Genomic DNA, 20464 nt, shown 5'->3' on the forward strand with positions numbered 1-20464 from the left:
CCGGTTCCGCTTTACTTCGATGCCGAAGGCGCCGTGCGGCTGTCGACGGCGACGACGACGCTCAGGCCGGCGCGCAGTTTGCCCGTCTTCAGCACATCCGCGGGCACGTCGATGCGAACCGGAACGCGCTGCACCACCTTGGTGAAATTGCCTGTGGCGTTCTCCGGCGGCAGCAGCGAGAACACTGCTCCCGAAGCCGGCGCCAGCGACGACACGGTACCCTCGAAGTCCTGGCCGTCGATCGCGTCGACCGACACCCTGACCTTTTCACCAGGCACCAGCCGGGCAAGTTGCGTCTCCTTGAAATTGGCGACGATGTAGAGCTTGTCCATTGGCACGATGACGGCGAGCTTCTGTCCGGGGCTGATCAGGTCGCCCTGCTCGACCGAGCGGTTGCCGACCACGCCGTCATAGGGTGCGCGCAGTACGGTGAAGGACAGATCCCGCACCGCCTTGTCGTGGGCAAGCTGCAGCGAGGCCAGCGTACTGGCCGATTCCGCCCGCTGCGCCTGGAGCACGCCGATATTGGCCTGAGCCGCCGCGATCTGCGCGTCGGCGCCGGCTAGTGCGGCATTGGCTTGCTCGACCGCCGTCTGGGCGTCGTCCAACTGGGCCTGGGTACCGACCCGGGTCTTGAGCAACTGGGCGGCGCGGACCTGAACCCGCTTCGCATTGTCTGCTGCGGCCTGGTCGGCGGTCTTCTGCGCCTGCGCCTGCTTGAGCGAGGCGCGGGCCGCTTCGGTCTGGGCATCGATGCGGTCGAGCGTCTTGCTCAACGTGGCGATCTGCGCCTCGGCCTGGGCAACGGCTATCTTGTAGTCACCGTCATCGACGATCAGCAGCGGGTCGCCGGCCTTCACCTGCTGGTTCTCGGTCACTTTGACCTGATCGACATAGCCCGAGATTTTTGGCGAGATGAACGCCGTGTCGGCCTGGACATAGGCGTCGTCGGTCGAGATCATGAAGCGCCCGTCGGTCCAGTAGTCATAGCCATACCATGCGCCGGCGCCCAGCAGGGCCAGGCCGATGATGGGCAACAACATCGAGCGCATCGAGCGCTTCTTTTTGGCGGGAGCCAGCGGGGTGATGTCGGCGGGCTTGAGAGGGGCTTCCGGCGCTTCGATCGCAGGTTGGACCTTGGCGCTGGGGAAAGGGCGGACTTCGGCACTGGTAGGCGCGTTCGAGGACATGATATCTCTCTAAATTAACTGGCGCTGAATGTTGTCAGACTGAACCGTTCGGTTCGATCTCGACATTGACTTAGCGCTTAAACAGGCCCATATCAAGAGCAATCGAACCGGATGGTTCGAATTATTTTACGAGGTGTGACATTATGGCCGAAGCCCCCAAGGCCGCTCCTTTGTCTGATTCAGGCCCATTGTCCAGCGCTGGCAAGGAGCAGTGCGATCTGCTGGACAGTCTGCCGCGCGGCCGCCCGGCCGCGGGGCAAGACCCGGTCAAGCGAAGCCAGATCATCGAGGGTGCGCGCCGTGTCTTCATCGACAAGGGCTTCGAAGCCGCGTCGATGAACGACATTACGCGCGAGGCCGGCGTGTCCAAGGGCACGATCTATGTCTACTTCGCCAACAAGGAAGAGCTGTTCGAAGCGCTGATCGAGGAAGAACGCGGCACGATCTTCAAGAATATGTATGAGGTGCTCGACCAGATCGGCGACCTTCGCCAGACGCTGGTGAAGTTCGGCATCGTGCTATCCATGAAGATCACTTCGGCCAGGGTCATCCTGGCGCAGCGGACGGTGATCGGTGCGTCGGAACGGATTCCGGAGCTTGGCGCGCGATTTTACGAACGCGGGCCGAAGCGCGGCCATGACAGGGTTGTCGTTTTCCTCAACATGGCTATCGAACGTGGCCTGCTGAAGATCGACGACGTCGAGCTTGCCGCCTATCAGTTCACCGAACTGTGCCTGGCCGGTCTTTTCCGCCAGTGCATATTCGCCTATCGCACCAAGGCGCCAAGTGTGGCCGAGATTGAACATATCGTCAGGTCGGGCGTCGACGTGTTCCTGAAGGCCTACGGCACAGAACAGCTTGCAGAGCAGGAACGGGCCTCCAGTCCCGCCTGACCAGCCGTCGGAGGCCGTTGCCTATCCGCCATTGGCGGCGAGCACGATCGCCGCACGCAGTTCCTCGAGGCCCTCGCTCTTTTCCGACGACGTGGCGAGCACGAAGGGGAAGGCCGCCGGGCGTTTCTTGATCTTCTGAAGCGTTTCCTCGACCAGTCGCGGTACCCCCGCCGCCTTGATCTTGTCGGTCTTGGTCAGCACGATCTGATACGACACCGCCGCCTTGTCGAGCAGCGACAGCACCTCGTCGTCCTTGGCCTTGATGCCATGGCGGGCATCGATCAGCACGTAGACGCGCTTCAGCGTCACCCGGCCCTTCAGATAGTCGAACACGAGCTTCGTCCACTCGTCGACCTTTTCCTTCGGCGCCGTGGCGTAGCCATAGCCCGGCATGTCGACCAGGGCCATCGGCGGCAGGTCGGCGCCTTCTCCCGAAAATCCGCCCGGCACGAAATAGTTGAGTTCTTGCGTGCGGCCCGGTGTGTTGGAGGTGCGCGCCAGCCCCTTCTGGTTGACCAGCGCGTTGATCAGCGACGATTTGCCGACATTGGAGCGGCCGGCAAAGGCGATCTCGGGCGGACCCTCCGGCGGCAGGAATTTCATCGCCGGCACGCCGCGGATGAATATCCAGGCTCGCGTGAACAATTCGATGCCGATCGTGGTCTTGTTCAACGCGTTCAAACCGCTGCCTCCAGAAGAAAAATGTTGCTGCCACGAATGGCATCGAGATTGCGGCTGATCTTTTCCACCGGCCAGTGCCACCACGCCAGCGCCAGCAGCCGCCGGATGGTCCTGTCGTCGAAGCGCATCTTTACCACCTTGGCCGGATTGCCGGCGACGATCGCATAGGCCGGCACATCGTGCGTCACCACCGACTTTGCCGCGACAATGGCGCCGTCGCCGATCTTCACGCCCGGCAGCATCACCGCTTCCATGCCGATCCAGACGTCGTGGCCGACGATTGTGTCGCCACGCACCTCCTTCGACCATGTCGCCGGGTCGAAGCCTTCCTCCCAGCCGTGACCAAAGATGTTGAACGGATAAGTCGAAAAGCCGGACATGGCGTGATTGGCGCCGTTCATGATGAAGCGCGCGCCTTCGGCAATGGCGCAGAACTTGCCGATGATCAGCCTGTCGCCGATGAACGGGTAATGATGCAGCACGCATTTTTCGGCGAATTTGTCGGGCCCGTCCGGATCGTCATAATAGGTGAAATCGCCGATCTCGATGTTCGGCGCCGTCACCAGCGGTTTCAGAAAGCCGACGCGCGTGTGCAACGGAATCGGATGCTTGATCGATGGATTGGGTCCGGTCATATCGAGCTCCGTCGGGCAACTGCCAGCCAGGTCAAAATAGCGCGATCCGCCCGGCAGTACCAATCGCTTAATCCAGACCGCCAGCCTGTACAAAAAGCCCCGGACGAACCGGGGCTTTCTGGTTTCGCATCATCGGAGCGCCGGCTATTCCGCCGGCGACGGTTTCTTGCGGAACAGCGCGACCAGATTGTCCCACAATTCGATCTTGGCGCCCTGCCGCTTCATGATCACGCCCTGCTGCAGGATCGACAGCGTGTTGTTCCAGGCCCAGTAGATAACGAGACCGGCCGGAAAACCCGCCATCATGAAGGTGAAGATCACGGGCATCCAGGTGAAGATCGCCGCCTGCGTCGGGTCCGGCGGCGTCGGGTTCATGCGCATCTGCAGGAACATCGTCACGCCCATGATCAGCGGCCAGACGCCGATCATCAGCATGTGCGGCAAGGTGATCGGGATCAGCCCGAACAGGTTGAAGATCGATGTCGGGTCCGGCGCCGCCAGATCCTGGATCCAGCCGAAAAACGGCGCGTGCCGCATCTCGATGGTGATGTAGAGCACCTTGTAGAGCGAGAAGAAGACCGGGATCTGCAACGCCACCGGCCAGCAGCCGGCGAGCGGATTGATCTTCTCGGTCTTGTACAGCTCCATCATCGCCTGCTGCTGCTTCATCTTGTCGTCCGCGTATTTCTCGCGGATCTCGAGCATCTTGGGCTGCACCTTCTTCATGTTCGCCATCGACGCATAGGACTTGTTGGCGAGCGGGAAGAACAGCGCCTTGACGATGACGGTGGTGGCGAGGATCGCCAGGCCGAAATTGCCGAAGAATTTGTAGAGCGTGTCGATCAGCCAGAACATCGGCTTGGTGATGAAATAGAACCAGCCCCAGTCGATCAGCAGGTCGAACTGGCGAATATGACGGTCCTTTTCATAGGCGTTGATCGTCGAAACTTCCTTGGCGCCGGCGAATATCTCCGACTCCACGGTCGTCGATTGCCCGGGAGCGATTGTGACCGGATCGGACAGGAAATCGGATTGGTAGCTATGCGGGTGGGGTCCGCTTTTGAACTCGAAATAAGAGAATGTGGGCTGAAATTCGCGGCCGCTCGGCGGCACCAGGGTCACCGCCCAGTATTTATCGGTGATGCCGAGCCAGCCGTCGCTCGACTTGCCTGGTTTGTACTCCTTGTCCGATTCGACGCTGGAGTATTTGTATTCCTGCAGGCCCTCGCTTCCGGTAACGCCGATCAGGCCCTCGTGCAGCACATAGGTGCTGGCGATAGCCGGCTTGTCGAAGCGGGTGACGCGGCCATAGTTCGACAACGTCGCGGGTGCCGAGCCGCCGTTCTGGACCGTGTCGGATACGGTGAACATATATTGGCTGTCGACCGAGAAGGTGCGCTTGAAAACCAGGCCTTTGTCGTTGGTGAAGGTCAGCGTGACCGGCGTCGCTGGTGTCAGCGTCGCATTGCCGTCGGTCTGCCAGACCGTGTCGGGGCCGGGCAGCCTGCCCACATCCGGCGTGCCGGAAAAGCCGATCTCGGCGAAATAGCCGTTTGGCAGGGACGCCGGGTTGAGCAACGCGATCTCGGGCGAGGTCTTGTCGACCGTCTCCCTGTAATGCTTGAGCCGGAGATCGTCGAGGCGCGCGCCGGTGAGGTTGATCGAGCCTTCGAGGCTCGGCGTGTCGATCTTGACGCGCTTGGTCGAAGCAATCGCCTGCTCGCGGCCGGCCGGCGTCACCGCGTCGCCGCCGGGCGCGCTCGGAATGGCGCCCGGCTGCACCGGTGTTTCGCTCGCGCCGGGAGCGGTGCCTTGGGCAGCCTTCTTCTGCTCCGCCACGCGCTGTTCTTCGATGCGGGCGGCTTCGCGCTGCATCTCGCTGCGCGGCATCACGTAGAAATATTGCCAAAGCGCCAGGATCAGCACCGACAGTGCGATGGTGATGAAGAAGTTGCGGTTGTTTTCCATCGAAGCCCTTGGCCTATCGTGTTCCACGCAATCTGCGGGAGAGTTCGGCCTTCAACTGGCCGAACGGAGTCGTAAGCACGTCTTCGCGCCCGACGATGACATAATCATTGCCCGGCGCCATGTCATCCGCGGCATGCGTGCGCACGGCCTCTCTCAGCCGCCGCCGGATGCGGTTGCGAACGACGGCGTTGCCGACCTTCCTGGTGACGGTATAGCCGACACGCGGCGCCTCGCCGTCGCCGCGGCCCAGGACCTCGACGAGGAAAAGCCGCCCGCGGCGCTTTTCACCACGGCGGACGGCCAGGAATTCCGCGCGCTTCAGAAGCCGCTTGGGATGGGCACCCGTTGGCTTGCCGGTTGCGGGCAACGATTTTGTCTCTCGCTCGGTGCTCAGGCGCTGAGACGCTTGCGGCCGCGGTTGCGGCGGGCTGCGACGACGCCGCGGCCACCCTTGGTGGCCATGCGGGCACGGAAACCGTGCCTGCGTTTGCGAACGAGTTTGGACGGCTGGTAAGTACGCTTCATTTGTTTAAATACCGCGGGGTGCGGCCCTTCTTGATTCTGTCACTTTGTAACAGGAGCTTTGCCGGGCCGGTTTTGGCGCGATCGAAACCGCGCCGGGACGAATGGCCCGAGCGTGAGCGGGCTTATAGAAAGAAGGGTTTTGGAAGTCAATCCAGCCTGTCGGGCCGGCGTTGTCGGACTGGCAGGGTAGTCCTTGCGGCCTCTTTCCGGCTTCGACCAAGGATGAATTTGGCAAAAAAGCCGCAATCGCCTAATCTTGCCCGATCAAGCGATCGTGAAGACGAGCAGTCCTTAAGACAAGCAGCCGTGATGACAGGCAGCCGTGACGACGAGCATGAGTGAAGTCCCAGCAACCGACGAAAGCATCGCCCAGGCGAAGGACGCCACCCGCAGGGTGCCGCTGGCGCGCGGCCTGTCGACGAAGCTGCTGCTGCTCACCATCGTCTTCGTGCTCTTGGCCGAAATCCTCATCTTCGTGCCCTGGATCGCCAGCTACAGGCTGAGCTGGCTGAAGGAAAGGCTGAGCACCGCCGCCGCGGTTTCCATCGTCCTGGTGCAGGGCGAACCTGCCTCGCTGTCGCGTGCCGCCCAGAACGACGTACTGATGGCGATCGGCGCCAAGGCGATCGCCGTGCGCGACGGCGGCGTCTCGCGGCTTCTGGTCGTGGCCGAAATGCCGCCGCAGGTCGACGAGCATATCGATATCGCCAATGTCGGCATGATCAAGGGCATGACCGGCGCGCTGGACACGCTGTTTTTCGGCGGCAAGCGGATGCTGCGCGTTTTCGGGCCGGTTGGCGACAGCGACAAGGAATTCGAGCTGATCATGCCCGACCACCGCCTGCGCAATGCCATGCTGATCTATTCGCGCAACGTCGCCTTCGTCTCGCTGCTGATCTCGCTGTTCACCGCCATGCTGGTCTATGCCGCGATAGACCTGATCATGATCGGCCCGATCAGGACGATGACACGCTCGATGCTGTCCTTTTCCGAGGCGCCCGACGATCCCGGCCGCATCATTCACCCCGCCGCCCGGGCCGACGAGATCGGCGTCGCCGAACGCGAACTGTCGCAGATGCAGGAGCGGCTGCAGAAGATGCTGACCGAGCAGAAGCACCTGGCCGATCTCGGCCTGGCCGTGTCGAAGATCAACCACGACATGCGCAACATCCTCGCCTCGGCGCAGCTGATGTCGGACCGCCTGCGCCAGGTCAAGGACCCGACCGTGCAGGCCTTCGCGCCAAAACTGCTGCGCGCGCTCGACCGTGCGGTGTCCTATTCGGAGGGCGTGCTGGCCTATGGCCGCACCCAGGAGCCGCCGCCGTCGCGCCGCAGGCTGCGGCTGCGTCAGCTGGTCGAAGACGTCCAGGGCCTGCTCGATATCGAATGCGGCATCGAATTCGTCAACGCCGTCGACCCGGTGCTCGAGGTCGATGCCGATTCCGACCAGCTGTTCCGCGTGCTCACCAATCTTAGCCGCAACGCCGTGCAGGCGATGGCGGCGGATACCGAGAGCGCCGTGGTGCGCCGCCTGACCATATCGGCCGAGCGCATCGGCAGCGTCAGCCGCATCGTCGTCACCGACACCGGCCCCGGCCTGCCGCCAAAGGCGCGAGAAAACCTGTTCGCGGCATTTCGCGGCTCGGCCCGTAGCGGCGGCACCGGCCTTGGCCTGGCGATCGCCCATGAATTGATCCGCGCCCATGGCGGCACGGTGGAGCTGGTCGAATCGATCGGCGGCCGCACCACATTCGCGGTCACCATTCCCGACCAGCCGGTCCGGCTCGACCAGGCCCGCAACGGGCTGCGCCGCCCCGCGTAACGAACCGTTTCGTTACGGATCGTTTCAATTCGCAAAGGGTTGGTCCGAGACTACGAGCCATCGGCTCGGCCGCCGTGCAACGGCTCGTTTCGTTACGGACCGTTCCGACTGGCAAATGACCGATCCAAGACTACGACTTGTCGGCTCGGCCGCCGCGTGACGCGGTATTGCCTTCGCCGGCCGGCGCATGACGGCAAAGCATGACTGCAAAACTTTTGGCCAGGATCGGCTTGCTTTTCGCAAATTCAGTCGCTAGGGAACACGTCACATCGCGGCCGGTCGCCAGGATCGGATCGCGGGGCTATGCCAAGCATGGCCTGTTGCGCGCCCGTAGCTCAGCTGGATAGAGCACCAGACTACGAATCTGGGGGTCAGGAGTTCGAATCTCTTCGGGCGCGCCAAATACCGCCGATAGCGCGCAATCGTACGATATAGCCCGATTCCCATCAGACTACGCCCGCGCAAAGAGCGGGAGATAGTCCGCGAGCGAAAGGCGTAGAAACGGCGGCGTTAGGCGGTGGAAAAGGTCGAATCTCTCGGGTTGAATGGCTGATTTCTGATCAGCAGGCACGTGCCATATATCACTTGGGTGGCATCAGCCATTTCACTCTAAATCTACTTCGGTTGCGAACGTAGAAGGCCGCTGATTGCCGCGAAGTTTACCAATAAGACCTCTTTGCAGGCGCCCGTCGGCCTCGGTGCGTGCTGTAGGCTAAATACAAGGCAATGGCCGTCGTACAAAAGGTGACACCGGCGCTGATAAAGAACACAACGCTCAAACCTGCTCGATCGGCAGCCCATCCCAACGCCGGGCTTCCTAGCGCCATCGCGACATCGAGAAAGACCGTGTAGATGCCCATTGCCAGCCCGCGGCTTTCAGGCGAGGTGTCACGGACAGCCTCGACACCCAGACCGGGATAGACGAGCGAGTAGCCGAGTCCCGCGAGAGCGGCTCCGGCGGATGCCATCATCGTGCTTCGGGCCAATCCCATGAGGATCAATCCGGCCGCTTGCACCAGAACGAACACCAAGGCGATTCTCGCGCCGCCGAACTTATCCGGTAGATGGCCAAACATCATTCGCGCCACGATCAACGCCGCGCCAAAGGCAGTGAAGGCAAGCCAGACGGGCTGCCAGCCGTGATTGGCATAAAGGAGCGAGCTGAATGCGAGAATGGCGCAATAGCCGATGCTGCTAAGCGCCGCGCCAAGTCCGGGTAGCCAGACCGCTCCAATCACGCCGCCAAAAGTGGATCTCGTCCGTGCCGATAGGACAGGCGGACTCGGCGCTCGCAATAGGAACAGCAGAACGAGCAGTGGCGCCAAGGTCGTGATAAGGCCGATCGCCGCAAGGCCGTACGGTACAAAGAGCATCGTGCCGAGCGGACCGCCGAAGGCGAGCGCCGCGAACATGGCCGTGCCGACCCAGGCGATGACCTTCCCCGCATGGCCGGAATCGACCATTGCCAATCCCCAGCTCACGCCCCCGGTGATGATGAAGCTTTCGGCTCCACCGAGCACCGCACGTCCCACCAGAAGAATCGCAACAGAGAGGGTTGGCGAACTCACGAAGGTCAAGGACAGGAGATACAGCAATCCAGCACCGGCGGCGGCGATCAGGCCGAGGACGACGCTGCGTTTGCCACCATTCGCATCCGAATAGGTGCCGGACCATATGCGCGTGACCAGAGACGCGGCAAATTGCGAGCCCGCAACCAGGCCGACGACGAAAGTTCCGAAGCCGAGATCCTGATTCACATGCAGCGGCAGCACCGGCAGGGCCGCGCCGATGACGAGGAAGCCGGCCAACACGGCCGCCATGATCGGCAGCAACGTCACGGCGGCCGAGGGCGGCGGTCTGGACGATGAGGGCAAAGGAGTCATCGCGACCAGCAGCGTTCAGTTGGCGGAGCGCTTCTCGAACACGGAGCGCGCAACAGCGGCTGCCGAGAAAGCGTTCGGCCATCCGGCGTAGTACGCGAGATGGCTGATGGCTTCGGAGGCTTCCATGCGCATCAGTCCATTATCCATCGCCCGGTTGAGGTGGTAGGGAATCTGCTCGACCTGGCCGGCCGAGATCAGGGCGCTGACCGTCACCAGACTGCGATCGCGCGGGGCGAGATCGGGCCGCAGCCACAGGTCGCGAAACAATACGTCGGTCGTATCCCTCACCTATCCCGGCGATGCCGGTCCTGTGCCTTGCGCGACGCGGGCGGCGCGATCGGCCTCGGCTTTTTCGTCCAGCGGCAGGAAATCAACCATGGCCTTGGGGAGCTGGTCGGGTCCGACACCGCGCGCCGCGAACACCTCCTTCGTGATGCCCGTCGCGGCAACCGCATTGCCCCAGCCGGCATAGAAGGCGAGATGCGTGATAATCTCTGAGATTTCGGCCGGCTTCACCCCATTGTCGAGTGCGAGATGCACCTGCTCCGGCAGGAGAATGTCCTGGTTGCGCGTGATCACGGCAGCGACAGTGACGATGCTGCGATCCCGCAGCGACAGGCCCGGCCTCTTCCAGAGGCCATTTGCAAGCTTCTCATCGGCGTAGCGCTCAAGCGCGGGCGAAACGGTTCGCACGTCTTCGCGGGACAGGCTGCCGGTCTGCGATCCGGTTTGCGCGGCGGTATCGACGGCTCCCATGGAAAGAGCGAGAGCCAGAACGGTCGAGGTTTTCATGATGAAGCCTTTCGTTCCGTTATCCCGTCAGCGGTATTGCTCGTCGGAAACAGGTTCGAGCCAGTCGACGTTCTTGCCGTCCTGCATGTAGCTCAAGGCGATATGCGTCATGGGGCTGATCGCGGTCGCTCCATGCCAGTGCTTCACGCCGGCCGGAATCCAGACCACATCGCCAGGATTGATGCCGCGCCGCTCCTTGCCCTCTTCCTGCACCCAGCCTTGACCGCCCGTGATGATAAGCATCTGGCCTGCCGGATGGCTGTGCCAGACCGTCCGCGCGCCGGGCGCGAAGTTCACAAGTCCGGTGCTCGCCCGCGTCATGTCGGTAGGCGGATAGAGCGGACTGATGACCGCCTGCCCGGTGAAGTTGTCCGCCGTTCCGATCACGGCCGGCGTGCTGCCGTTCGTGCGGATTTCGATGGTCTCGGCCTCGGCCGGCATTAGGCCGGCGGTGCTGATTGCAGCGGCAGCGAGAATCTTCTTCATGTTCGTCTCCTTCTGCGTTTGCAGCTTCTTGCTGTTCCCGGTGAATGATGCGGGTTTTTCCGACACCCGCGGCATTGTCCTGATGCGCAGCGGCCTTCCAGGTTCAGGAAAGCATTTCGACGCGCAGCGGATGTTCTCCGCGTATCAGAAGCGGCGCCGGTCCCTGGTCTAGTCGCCCGAGCCGGATCAGGCCGCGCGACCAACGATAGGGACCATGAAACATCGCGAGATTGCCCCAGGGGGCGTAGTAGCAAAGATCGCCAGCCGCCTCGTTCCCGAAGCGACCGCTGCCTTCCTCGGTGAGCTTGCGCGGCAGATAGGCGATCTTCTCGTTGGACGAATAGTCGTCGATCGTCAGGTCCAGCGGCAGCATTGAGACCAGGTCGTGCGCGGAAGGATTGTTCTCCAGCGTCGCCGTGAAATCCTGATCTGCAAAAACAAATCTCAGGCGCATCGGGGCTCCTTTCGTACCCGGGGTTGTGGAGGTCTGAGAGTGCACCGAAGAGGGAAGCGCGAAGCTGACAGCGCCTGCCAGCAAGGTGCGGCGTGAAAGCCATGTGGCGTCGCGTGTCATTTAAGGTCTCCCAATCGGTGCGGCCATATCCATTATTCCGGCACACGGCCGCACCCTTCGACGAATACGGCCTTGTTAAGCGGCCAGATGCTGACCGAAGAAGCTGGTAAGCCTGTCGAACGGAATCAGGTCCACACGGTCGTAGAGATCGACGTGACCGGCGCCCTGGACCCAGACCAGTTCCTTCGGCTCGGCTGCCAGTCTGTAGGCTTCCTCGCTGAACTCCTTCGAATGCGCCTGATCGCCGCTGATGAACAGCATTGGGCGCGGCGAGATCGTCTCGATGTCGTTGAACGGGTAGAAGTTCATGAATTTGACATTGCTGGTCAGCGTCGGCTTGGTCGTTATCTGGTCGGAGACACCCGCCGGGGTAAACTCTCCGCGGGATGTCCGATAGAAATCGTAGAACTCACGCTGGATGGGGTGCGTCGACGCGGTCAGTTCGAGATCAGTTCCGCCCGTATGCTGGATCTGGCCGCCTTCGAATTCGGAGTAGCGCTGCTCGGCGGCCGCCGCGATGATCTGCTTGCGTTGCTCGACGCTTAGCGAGTGATTGAGTGCGTTTCGGTTCGCCGCGCCCATGTCATACATGCTGACCGTGGCGATGGCGCGCATGCGCGGGTCGATCTTGGCGGCGCTGATGACGAAGCTGCCGCTGCCGCAGACACCAATCGCGCCGATGCGATTGCGGTCGACGAACGCGCGTGTTCCAAGGAAATCCACCGCTGCGCTGAACGCTTCTGCATAGACATCCGGCGAAACGATCTGACGGGCTTCGCCTTCGCTCTCGCCCCAGAAGGGCAGGTCGATTGCCATGGCGATGAAACCCTGCTCGGCCATCTTGGTGGCATAGAGGGTCGCGCTTTGCTCTTTCACCGCGCCCATTGGATGGCCGACGACGATGGCCGGATGACGTGCATTGCGGTCAAGGTCCTTGGGAACGAGCAGATTCCCCGCGACATTCATCTGGTATTGGCTTTTGAAGGCGACCTTTTCGAGCGTCACCTGATCGCTCGTGTAGAAATTGTTTGCACCGTTCGACATGTCTTGAGCCTTTGCGAAGTGAATGTTGAAGAGTGACGCCGCACTGAAGGCGGCTGCGCCGGCACCGGTCAGCTTCAAAAGCTCGCGCCGGTGGATTGCACGCTCTGATGTTTTCGTATCAGGGGTATTCATAGGCATTTCCGATCTCCTGTAGGTTTGGGTTGAATTGAGCCACTCGCCGCCTTGGCCAGTCCCTCTCGGTCATTCGGGCTCGAGCAGACGCCGGCCGGTGCCGATCAGCGCGATTGCAAAGCCGGCCAGAACCACGCTGCCGATAAAGGTCGCGGAGATCGTCAGGCCATCCAGCAGCACCCCTCCGACTATCGCGCCCAGAAGGATCGAAGCCTGGATCGCCGCGACCATCAGGCTGCCGGCGGCCTCGGGCGCATCGTCCGCATTTTGCGACATCCATGTCATCCAAATCACCGACATCGCGGTAATGCGTTGTTGCAGTGCAAACCTAGTGGTTTTGCCATAAAACGATTACCCGTCGAAATTGGCATGAACTAATCGACTACATCGAATAATCTGTTGCGAGATGGCAAACGAAGGAAGCTCATGGCCAGAACCGATCTCAACCAATTGACGTGGTTTCAGGCCGTCGCAGAAGAGCGCAGCTTCACCAAGGCAGCGGCAAAGCTCGGCGTCGCGCAATCGACGCTCAGTCACACGATCAAGCAGCTCGAAACACGCATGGGCATACGCCTTCTGACCCGCACGACGCGTAATGTCGCGACGACCGTTGCGGGCGAAAGGCTGCTACAGACGATCGCCCCGCGCATTGGTGAAATCGAAGACGAGATCGCAGCGCTGATGGCGTTCCGCGAAAAGCCGTCAGGCTCGATCAGGTTGACCCTGTCCGACCACGCGCTCGAAAGCGTGGTCTGGCCGAAGCTTAAGCCGGTCCTCAGCGCCTATCCCGACATCGGCGTCGAACTGATCCTGGACAGCACCTTCCGCAACATCGTCGAGGAAGGCTTTGACGCCGGTGTCCGGCTTGGAGAGAGCGTCGAGAAAGACATGATCGCGGTCCGCATCGGCCCGGACTGGCGCCTGGTCGCCGTGGCTTCGCCGCGATACTTCGCGGCGCACGGTGTGCCTGTCCATCCGCAGGACCTGATCCGCCATGTCTGCATCAACATGCGCCACGAGACCGCCGGCGGTCTTTATGCCTGGGAATTCGAGAAGGATGGACAGGCGCTGCGTGTCCGTGTGGACGGTCAACTTACCTTCAACAACACCTACGCCATGATCGACGCCGCGGTGAGTGGCTATGGTATCGCCTATGTTCCCGAGAACATCGTGGAGCGGCACGTCGCCTCAGGGTTGCTGGTGCAGGTCCTCGACGACTGGTCGCCCTTCTTCGATGGCTATTTCCTCTATTATCCTAGCCGCCGCCAAAACCTTCCTGCGTTCAAGATTATTGTGGACGCATTGCGGCATCGGGAATGAAGCGACAGGATCTAAACCCGCGCGATTGGCTCACGCCCCATTTGGGAGTGTTCTAGAGGCAATAGGCAGAGTTCTCATCATCGCCCCGATGCGGCGCCATTAAACTCATGCCCACCCCGGGAACATAGGTAACAGAATCTATCGCCTGCGGCCGGAAGATTGCGAGGAGTGAGCGCCATCCCTGCCAAAAGAGCGGTGTCGGCTGAAGCTGCTCAGTCGGCCTGCTTGACCTCCGGACCTGGTTCAGTTGGCGGAACTGGCGTGCAATCTTGGCCGGTGCATTCCTGCACAGGATCGTTCGCCGGCGGGAGACAGTTTTGGCCTTCACAATGAACGGGCGGCTGCACTGTGGCGGCTTCGTTGTTCGGCGGCACAGGCCGATCCTCAGCACGAACGGCCGGCATTCCAAGGTCGATCATGGCCGTGCACAAGAGCGCAATCCGAAGCACGTTCATTTTCGCCTCCGCAACTGACAGCGAGACGCAGATTATACCTTCGAACTGCGGCCAACATCCTGTCACCCGCGAACGGCGTTAACAGCGCGTTTCATTGCCGGTCGGAAGGGCGTACCGATTGAGATCGAGCGTCGTCCTCTACCTGGCAAAATAGCGCCAGAAACGGGGCATTCGGCCGGAGGTGACTGAAGCCAACCTTCCGATTTTCCTGTACACGTGTGCGAAGGGTTTGAGTGCCTTAGGGCTTTCGCATATTCGAGCTTCTTCAGGTCTTTCACGGGGGAACGTACATGACGGCGTTCAACAGCGTCCGCTTCCGGGTCAAGCCGGGTAGTGAAGACGAATTCGTCGAACTGTTCAGCAGCGCTCCGCGCAACTTCGAGGGATTGCGAAAAATGGCTCTCATCAAATCGGGAGATGGCGCCTTCTTCTCGATTGGAGAGTGGGACACTTTCCAGCACATGGTCGATGCCAGGCCCACAATGCTCGGCAATCTTGATCGGTTCCGGCATACGTTGCAGCAGCTTGAAGGCGGATATACGGATGCTGTTTCCGGCGAGACTGTCTTCGAAACGGACGGCAGGAGCGGCGGCAGGTCGGTATAGTATCGCACTTCGAAAAGCTTATGCCGTGCGCCACTTCCCGGCTCCCTCACCTAAACCGCACATTCCCCTTGGAAAGCTCTGTCACCGACCTGCATCCCATCAGCCGCATGTCGCGTTCGATCTCGGTTCGCATCAGGCCGAGCGCCCGTTCGACGCCTGCCTGTCCTGCGGCGGCCAGCGGGAAGAGGTAGTAGCGCCCGACGCCGACGGCCTTGGCGCCCAACGACAGGGCTTTCAGCACATGTGTGCCGCGCTGGACGCCGCTGTCGATGATCACGTCTATCTTGTCGCCCACCGCGTCGACGATCTCGGACAGCTGGTCGAAGGGGCTGCGCGAGCCGTCCAGCTGCCTGCCGCCATGATTTGACAGAACGATGCCGGTGCAGCCGATGTCGACGGCCTTTCTGGCATCGGCGACGCTAATGATCCCCTTCAGGCAGAACTGGCCGTTCCAGAAGCGGACCATGTCTTCGACATCCTTCCAATCCAGCGACGGGTCGAGGATCTCCGTGAAATAGCGGCTGATGGAAAGCGCTCCGCCACCGAGATAGATATGGCCGTCCAACTGCGGCAGGCTGAACTTTTCGTGGGTCAAATAGTCTATAGCCCATCTCGGCTTGATCGCGAACTGCATCACGCCGCCGAGCGTAAGCCGAAAGGGGATGGAAAAGCCGGTTCGCAGGTCACGCTCGCGGTTTCCGCCGGTGACGCTGTCGACCGTCAGCATCATCACCTCGACGCCGGACGCCTTGGCGCGCTCCATCATGGCGCGGTTCAGGCCGCGATCCCTGTGGAAATAGAACTGATAGACCTGCGGCGTCCTGTGCTTGCGCACTTCCTCCAGGCTGACCGTGCCGAGCGACGAGACGCCGAACATCGTGCCGAACTTCTCCGCCGCCGCGGCGACGGCGCGCTCGCCGCTGTAGTGAAACAGCCGCTGGAGAGCCGTCGGCGAACAATAGACCGGCATCGCCAGCTTCTGGCCCATGACGGTGACCGACATGTCGACCTGTCCAACGCCGGCAAGGACGTTAGGGACGAGATCGCAGTCCTCGAAAGCCGCCGTGTTGCGCCGCAGCGTCGTCTCGTCGTCCGCGCCGCCATCGATATAGTTGAAGATTGGGCCTGGCAGGCGCTGTTTTGCGAGCCGGCGGAAGTCCTGAAAATTATAGCAGCTTTGCAATCTCATGAAATCAATCGGGTATATGGCGGGCCTGATGTCAAGCCTGTGCAACTGTCGATCGCCGGCGCGCTCGCCTCAGCCCGCCACGGCGCCAACCGACTCCCGCTCGACCAGCGGGCATTCGAGCTTGGTTACGGGATAGCGGCTCCGGCCGCGACCGGGAGCAGCGGGGACTTCCAACTGCTCGATCGCCCATTGTCCCATCGCCATATGCGGCAGGATCGACGTCGTCAGCGGCGGGAACAGATGCCGCGCGATCTCCTCGTCGTCATAGCCGACCACCGAAATATCTCCGGGGATGTGCAGGCCGGCCTCCTTCAGCGCCTCGTAGCAGCCGATCGCGGTACGGTCGTTCTGGCAGAAGATGGCGGTCGGCCGGTCCTTCAGCGCCAAGAGCCTGACGGTCGCGGCATAGCCGGCGCTCGCTGACCAATCGCCTTCGACGACCAGCTCCGGGTCGAACGGGATGTCGGCCGTCGCCAGCGCCCGGCGGTAACCTTTCAGCCGGTCCTGAGCCGCCTGCATCCAGGGCTCGCCGGTGATGGTGGCGATACGGCGATGGCCATAGCTGATCAGGTGCCGGGTCGAGCTCTGGCCGCCGGCGATCTCGCTCGGCACCACGGCGGGAAAGGCATAGTCGGCGGTGTAGCAGTTGAGCAGGATGACCGGAATGTCGAGGCCGTAGAGATAGTCCGGCGCGACGATCTCGCGGGTGAAGATGGTCATGTAGATCAGCGCCGAAATGCCCCGCTTGGTCAGTGCCGCGATGGCCCGGGCCTCCATCACCTCGTCGCCCATGGTCTGCGCCACCAACACTACATTGCCGGCGTTCCACGAGGCTTGCCGCGCCCCTTCAATGGCGACGACCGCCTCCGGGCTGGTCGCCAACTGGTCGACGGCGAAGCCGATCACGCCATCCAGCCCGTCGAATGCGGCAACCGGGGCTCGCAAGGCAGAAAACACCGGCGGCGAATAGCCCAGTGCTCGCGCCGTCTCGATCACCCGCTCTCGGGTTTGCTGCGACAGCCTGATGCCCGGCGTGTTGTTGAGCACGAACGAAACCGTCGCCTGCGAACAGCCGGCGACCCTGGCGATGTCGGTCATGGTAACGCGGCCCTTGGGGTTTTTCCCGGACGGCTTGCGCCGCCTGGTACCCTCAAGGACGGGATCACGCAGTGGTTCGTTCATGTCATTGGTCCCTCGAATCTCGCATTTATAGGGCGAAGCGCTACTAATAGATATAATCGACCTCTTAGGCGATGTAGTCCCCGGTTCAAACGGTTGCGACTGGGGAGGCCTCTCTCCTTTGTGCGAGAATCTCGACCAAACTAATACTCTTTACTAATATCCGGCATCACTATAACGTCAATCCATCATGCCCGGACGACCTCGGACCGCGCATGTTCGGAACGCAAGCCAGCCTGGTATCGGACGGTTCCCGTCAGCCGAAGCTTGCCTGCCGCTCCGGGAAATGTCAGACAAATCGGACTATTTACGAACGGCGAATGAGTCTCTAAAGTCGACGATCGCGGCTGGAATGGCGTCGTTCTTCGCTGCCGGAAACCCTTGAGGAGGAGGGCGTCCAAGCCGCGCCGGCACGTTCATCATCAGCGAAAATTACTGAGTCAAAATGGGAGGTTGAATATGAAATCTGTGATACGAAATGCGTCCGTCGCCGCTGCGGCCCTGCTGCTCGGCCTGTCCGCCAGCGCAATTGCGCGGGCCGACGACAAGCCGACACTGGCCTTCGTCGTCAACGGCGCTTCCGATTTCTGGAAGGCGGCGGAAGCCGGCGTCAAGAAGGCTCAAGCCGAACTGCCCAACTACAATCTTGAACTCAAATATCCGGAGCAGTCCTCGGTCGCCATCCAGCAGCGCCTGATGGACGATCTGGTGACGGCCGGCGTGAAGGCGATCATGGTCTCGGCCGTCGATCCCAAGACGTCGACCGACGGGCTGAACAAGATCGCCTCGGAAACGGCGTTGTTCACCACCGACAGCGACGCGCCGCAGACCAAGCGTGTCGCGTATATCGGCTCGTCCAATGTCGATGCCGGCAAGCAGGCGGCAGAGATCGCCAAGAAGGCAATGCCTGACGGCGGCAAGTGCCTCGGCTTCGTCGGCCTGCTCGGCGCCGACAACGCCAAGGAGCGCATCCAGGGCATGAAGGAAGGTCTCGCCGGCACCAAGATCGAATTGGTCGACGTGCGTGGCGACGACATCGATCAGGCTCGCGCCAAGAAGAACGTCGAGGACGCGCTGGTCGCCAGCCCCGACGTCACCTGCATGGTCGGCTTCTATTCCTACAACACGCCGCGCATCTATGAAGCGCTGCGCGATGCCGGCAAGCTCGGCCAGATCACCGTCGTCGGCTTCGACGACGATCCGATCACGCTGGGCGGCGTCAAGGAAGGCACCGTCGCCGCCACCGTCGTGCAGCAGCCCTTCGAATGGGCCTATCAGGGCATGAAGCTGATGGCTGCCTATCTCGAGGGCGACAAGTCGGGCATTCCCGCCGATGGCCTGATCATCATCCCGACCAAGATCATCGGCAAGGACGATATCGACGCCTACGCCGCCAGCCTCAAGGCGATGTCTGGAAACTGAGCGAATTAGGTTGCGCCGGCTCAAGGTTCGCCTTGAGCCGGCGTTCTATTGACGGGCCTCGCGAGGCTCGTCAGTCTGAGACCAAACGGCTCACCGGCTGCTGTCAGGCGTGATGAATTATTCCGACCCATCCATCGTTGCATCTGCGGACGCTCCGTTCCTGAGCCTCGACGGTGTGCGCAAGACCTATCCCGGCGTCGTTGCGCTGGACGGATTCTCGATGGAGGTCAGGCCCGGCGAGGTCATCGGCCTGGTCGGCGAAAACGGCGCCGGCAAATCGACGCTGATGAAGATCCTCGGTGGCGTGACCAGGCCGGACACAGGCACCATCACCGTCGATGGCGTCGCCCATGACGGGCTGACTGTCGAGGCCAGCATCGGCTCGGGCATCGCTTTCGTCCACCAGGAACTCAACCTGTTCGAAAACCTCGACGTGGCCGCCAATATCTTCTTCGGCCGCGAACCGCTGCGCGCCGGGCCGCTCAAGCTCGTCGACCGCGCCAGGCTGCGAGCGCAGGCGGCGCCGCTGCTCAAACGCGTGGGCGCCAATTTCTCGGCCGATACGCCGGTGTCGGCGCTGTCGCTGGCGCAGCAGCAAATGGTCGAGATCGCCAAGGCGCTGTCGATCAAGGCACGGCTGGTTATCCTCGACGAACCGACCTCGAGCCTGCCGATCGCCGAAACCGACAAGCTGCTCGGTGTCATCAAGGCGCTGAAGGCAGACGGCATCAGTGTCATTTTCATCTCGCACCGCCTTCACGAGGTCGAGCGCGTCGCCGACCGCGTCGTCGTGCTCAGGGACGGAATGCTCGCCGGAACCTTGCCGAAGAGCGCCATCAATCACGACCAGATGGTCAAGCTGATGATCGGCCGCATGCTCAAGGAGCGCGAGAAGGCCGCAGAATCGGCGCGCCCGCCTGGCTCTGTCGCGCTGTCGGTCAAGGCCATTCGCACCGCCGCCTATCCTGACCGCCCCGTCGACCTCGACGTCAGGCATGGCGAGATCCTCGGCCTGGCCGGTCTCGTCGGCTCCGGCCGGACGGAACTGGCGCGCGTGCTGTTCGGCATCGACAGGAGCTTTGGCGGCTCGTTCCAGCTTGACGCAAAAGATCTGGTTCTTGGTTCGGCCGCCGACGCAGTGGCCAACGGTATTTTCCTCGTCCCGGAAGACCGCAAGCTGACTGGCATCCTGCTCGACCTGTCGATTGCCCAGAACATCTCGCTGCCCAATCTGCCGGCGCATTCGCGGCGCTCGCTGGTCTCGGCCAGCGCCGAGGCCGCCACCGCCGAAAAACAGAAGACCGATCTCGGCATCAGGGCGCCCTCCGTGCAGACGCGCACCGGCACGCTGTCGGGCGGCAACCAGCAAAAGGTCGTGCTGGCCAAATGGCTGGCGATGAAGCCGAAGGTGATGATCCTCGATGAGCCGACACGCGGTATCGATATCGGCGCCAAGGCCGAGATCTACGGGCTGATGCGGGCGCTGGCCGATGCCGGGGTCGCCGTGCTGATGATCTCCAGCGACATGGAGGAGGTGATCGGCGTTTCCGACCGCATTGCCGTCATGCATGAGGGCCAGATCTCCGGCATTCTCGACAAGGACCGGTTCAGCCAGGAAAACGTGCTGCTGCTGGCGGTCGGCAAGCAGCCGAAGTAATTCGCAGGCGTT

At 61.9% G+C, this 20464-nt stretch carries 19 protein-coding genes, 1 tRNA gene and 1 pseudogene; 7 read left to right on the forward strand and 14 right to left on the reverse strand.

Features of this window, described 5'->3' with window-relative positions; all coding sequences use genetic code 11:
* Nucleotides 1–11: 11 nt before the first annotated feature.
* The gene (locus tag NKJ17_RS01060) at nt 12–1190 is read right to left on the reverse strand and encodes an HlyD family secretion protein (RefSeq protein WP_352686454.1); all 1179 of its coding nucleotides are present in this window, start codon (nt 1188–1190) and stop codon (nt 12–14) included.
* A 143-nt stretch (nt 1191–1333) separates the two neighbouring features.
* Between NKJ17_RS01060 and NKJ17_RS01065 the strand changes: the two genes are divergently transcribed.
* Nucleotides 1334–2083, forward strand: a complete 750-nt coding sequence (locus NKJ17_RS01065) for a TetR/AcrR family transcriptional regulator (RefSeq protein WP_352506014.1) — start codon at nt 1334–1336, stop codon at nt 2081–2083.
* A 21-nt stretch (nt 2084–2104) separates the two neighbouring features.
* Here the strand turns inward: NKJ17_RS01065 and yihA are convergent, their stop codons facing one another.
* From yihA to rpmH, 5 genes are all read right to left on the reverse strand, one after another.
* Nucleotides 2105–2764: a ribosome biogenesis GTP-binding protein YihA/YsxC gene (gene yihA / locus NKJ17_RS01070; protein ID WP_352472343.1), complete on the reverse strand. Its 660-nt coding sequence runs from the start codon at nt 2762–2764 to the stop codon at nt 2105–2107.
* On the reverse strand, nt 2761–3399 hold the full coding sequence (locus NKJ17_RS01075) for a CatB-related O-acetyltransferase (RefSeq protein WP_254815894.1): 639 nt from the start codon (nt 3397–3399) through the stop codon (nt 2761–2763). The genes yihA and NKJ17_RS01075 overlap by 4 nt, the downstream gene beginning before the upstream one ends.
* Nucleotides 3400–3543: 144 nt before the next feature.
* Nucleotides 3544–5367, reverse strand: a complete 1824-nt coding sequence (gene yidC / locus NKJ17_RS01080) for a membrane protein insertase YidC (RefSeq protein ID WP_352506012.1) — start codon at nt 5365–5367, stop codon at nt 3544–3546.
* Between the two features lie 13 nt (nt 5368–5380).
* Entirely contained in the window at nt 5381–5734 is a 354-nt protein-coding gene (gene rnpA, locus NKJ17_RS01085) for a ribonuclease P protein component (protein WP_352452998.1), read from the reverse strand.
* Nucleotides 5735–5757: 23 nt separating this feature from the next.
* Complete coding sequence (rpmH, locus tag NKJ17_RS01090) at nt 5758–5892, reverse strand: 50S ribosomal protein L34 (RefSeq protein ID WP_008833937.1); 135 nt, start codon at nt 5890–5892, stop codon at nt 5758–5760.
* A 334-nt stretch (nt 5893–6226) separates the two neighbouring features.
* On the opposite strand from rpmH, the gene NKJ17_RS01095 reads away from it, so the two are divergent.
* Together NKJ17_RS01095 and NKJ17_RS01100 are read left to right on the forward strand one after the other, a co-directional pair.
* Nucleotides 6227–7714 carry an ATP-binding protein gene (locus NKJ17_RS01095; protein WP_352506011.1) on the forward strand — a complete coding sequence of 496 codons (1488 nt, stop codon included), beginning with the start codon at nt 6227–6229 and terminating at the stop codon, nt 7712–7714.
* 324 nt (nt 7715–8038) lie between these two features.
* Nucleotides 8039–8115 (forward strand) — tRNA-Arg (locus NKJ17_RS01100).
* Between the two features lie 258 nt (nt 8116–8373).
* Here the strand turns inward: NKJ17_RS01100 and NKJ17_RS01105 are convergent.
* The 6 genes and pseudogenes from NKJ17_RS01105 to NKJ17_RS01130 all read right to left on the reverse strand — a co-directional run bounded on the left by NKJ17_RS01105 (nt 8374) and on the right by NKJ17_RS01130 (nt 12901).
* Complete coding sequence (locus NKJ17_RS01105; protein ID WP_352506010.1) at nt 8374–9597, reverse strand: arabinose transporter; 1224 nt, start codon at nt 9595–9597, stop codon at nt 8374–8376.
* Nucleotides 9598–9612: 15 nt separating this feature from the next.
* Nucleotides 9613–10389: pseudogene (locus NKJ17_RS01110) on the reverse strand (carboxymuconolactone decarboxylase family protein).
* 27 nt (nt 10390–10416) lie between these two features.
* Nucleotides 10417–10875, reverse strand: coding sequence for a (R)-mandelonitrile lyase (locus NKJ17_RS01115; RefSeq protein WP_352686459.1), 459 nt, complete (start codon nt 10873–10875; stop codon nt 10417–10419).
* Nucleotides 10876–10978: 103 nt separating this feature from the next.
* Entirely contained in the window at nt 10979–11449 is a 471-nt protein-coding gene (locus tag NKJ17_RS01120; protein WP_352506008.1) for a cyclophilin-like fold protein, read from the reverse strand.
* 75 nt (nt 11450–11524) lie between these two features.
* The gene (locus tag NKJ17_RS01125; RefSeq protein WP_352686462.1) at nt 11525–12631 is read right to left on the reverse strand and encodes an alpha/beta hydrolase; all 1107 of its coding nucleotides are present in this window, start codon (nt 12629–12631) and stop codon (nt 11525–11527) included.
* A gap of 63 nt (nt 12632–12694) precedes the next feature.
* Nucleotides 12695–12901 (reverse strand): hypothetical protein, encoded by a 207-nt coding sequence (locus NKJ17_RS01130; RefSeq protein WP_352506006.1) that lies wholly within the window; start codon nt 12899–12901, stop codon nt 12695–12697.
* Nucleotides 12902–13051: 150 nt separating this feature from the next.
* On the opposite strand from NKJ17_RS01130, the gene NKJ17_RS01135 reads away from it, so the two are divergent.
* Nucleotides 13052–13945 (forward strand): LysR family transcriptional regulator, encoded by an 894-nt coding sequence (locus NKJ17_RS01135; protein ID WP_352506005.1) that lies wholly within the window; start codon nt 13052–13054, stop codon nt 13943–13945.
* Nucleotides 13946–14690: 745 nt separating this feature from the next.
* Nucleotides 14691–15005 carry an antibiotic biosynthesis monooxygenase family protein gene (locus tag NKJ17_RS01140; protein ID WP_352506004.1) on the forward strand — a complete coding sequence of 105 codons (315 nt, stop codon included), beginning with the start codon at nt 14691–14693 and terminating at the stop codon, nt 15003–15005.
* Nucleotides 15006–15051: 46 nt separating this feature from the next.
* Here NKJ17_RS01140 and NKJ17_RS01145 read toward each other — a convergent pair whose 3' ends face one another.
* On the reverse strand, nt 15052–16194 hold the full coding sequence (locus NKJ17_RS01145) for an alpha-hydroxy acid oxidase (protein WP_352506003.1): 1143 nt from the start codon (nt 16192–16194) through the stop codon (nt 15052–15054).
* Nucleotides 16195–16263: 69 nt separating this feature from the next.
* Nucleotides 16264–17292, reverse strand: coding sequence for a LacI family DNA-binding transcriptional regulator (locus tag NKJ17_RS01150; RefSeq protein ID WP_502896116.1), 1029 nt, complete (start codon nt 17290–17292; stop codon nt 16264–16266).
* A gap of 540 nt (nt 17293–17832) precedes the next feature.
* Between NKJ17_RS01150 and NKJ17_RS01155 the strand changes: the two genes are divergently transcribed.
* Together NKJ17_RS01155 and NKJ17_RS01160 are read left to right on the forward strand one after the other, a co-directional pair.
* The gene (locus tag NKJ17_RS01155) at nt 17833–18795 is read left to right on the forward strand and encodes a sugar-binding protein (RefSeq protein WP_352506001.1); all 963 of its coding nucleotides are present in this window, start codon (nt 17833–17835) and stop codon (nt 18793–18795) included.
* Between the two features lie 112 nt (nt 18796–18907).
* Entirely contained in the window at nt 18908–20452 is a 1545-nt protein-coding gene (locus NKJ17_RS01160; RefSeq protein ID WP_352506000.1) for a sugar ABC transporter ATP-binding protein, read from the forward strand.
* Nucleotides 20453–20464 lie beyond the last annotated feature (12 nt).

The organism is Mesorhizobium sp. M0208 (genome assembly GCF_040322015.1).
In the GTDB taxonomy this organism is placed as follows: Bacteria; Pseudomonadota; Alphaproteobacteria; order Rhizobiales; family Rhizobiaceae; genus Mesorhizobium.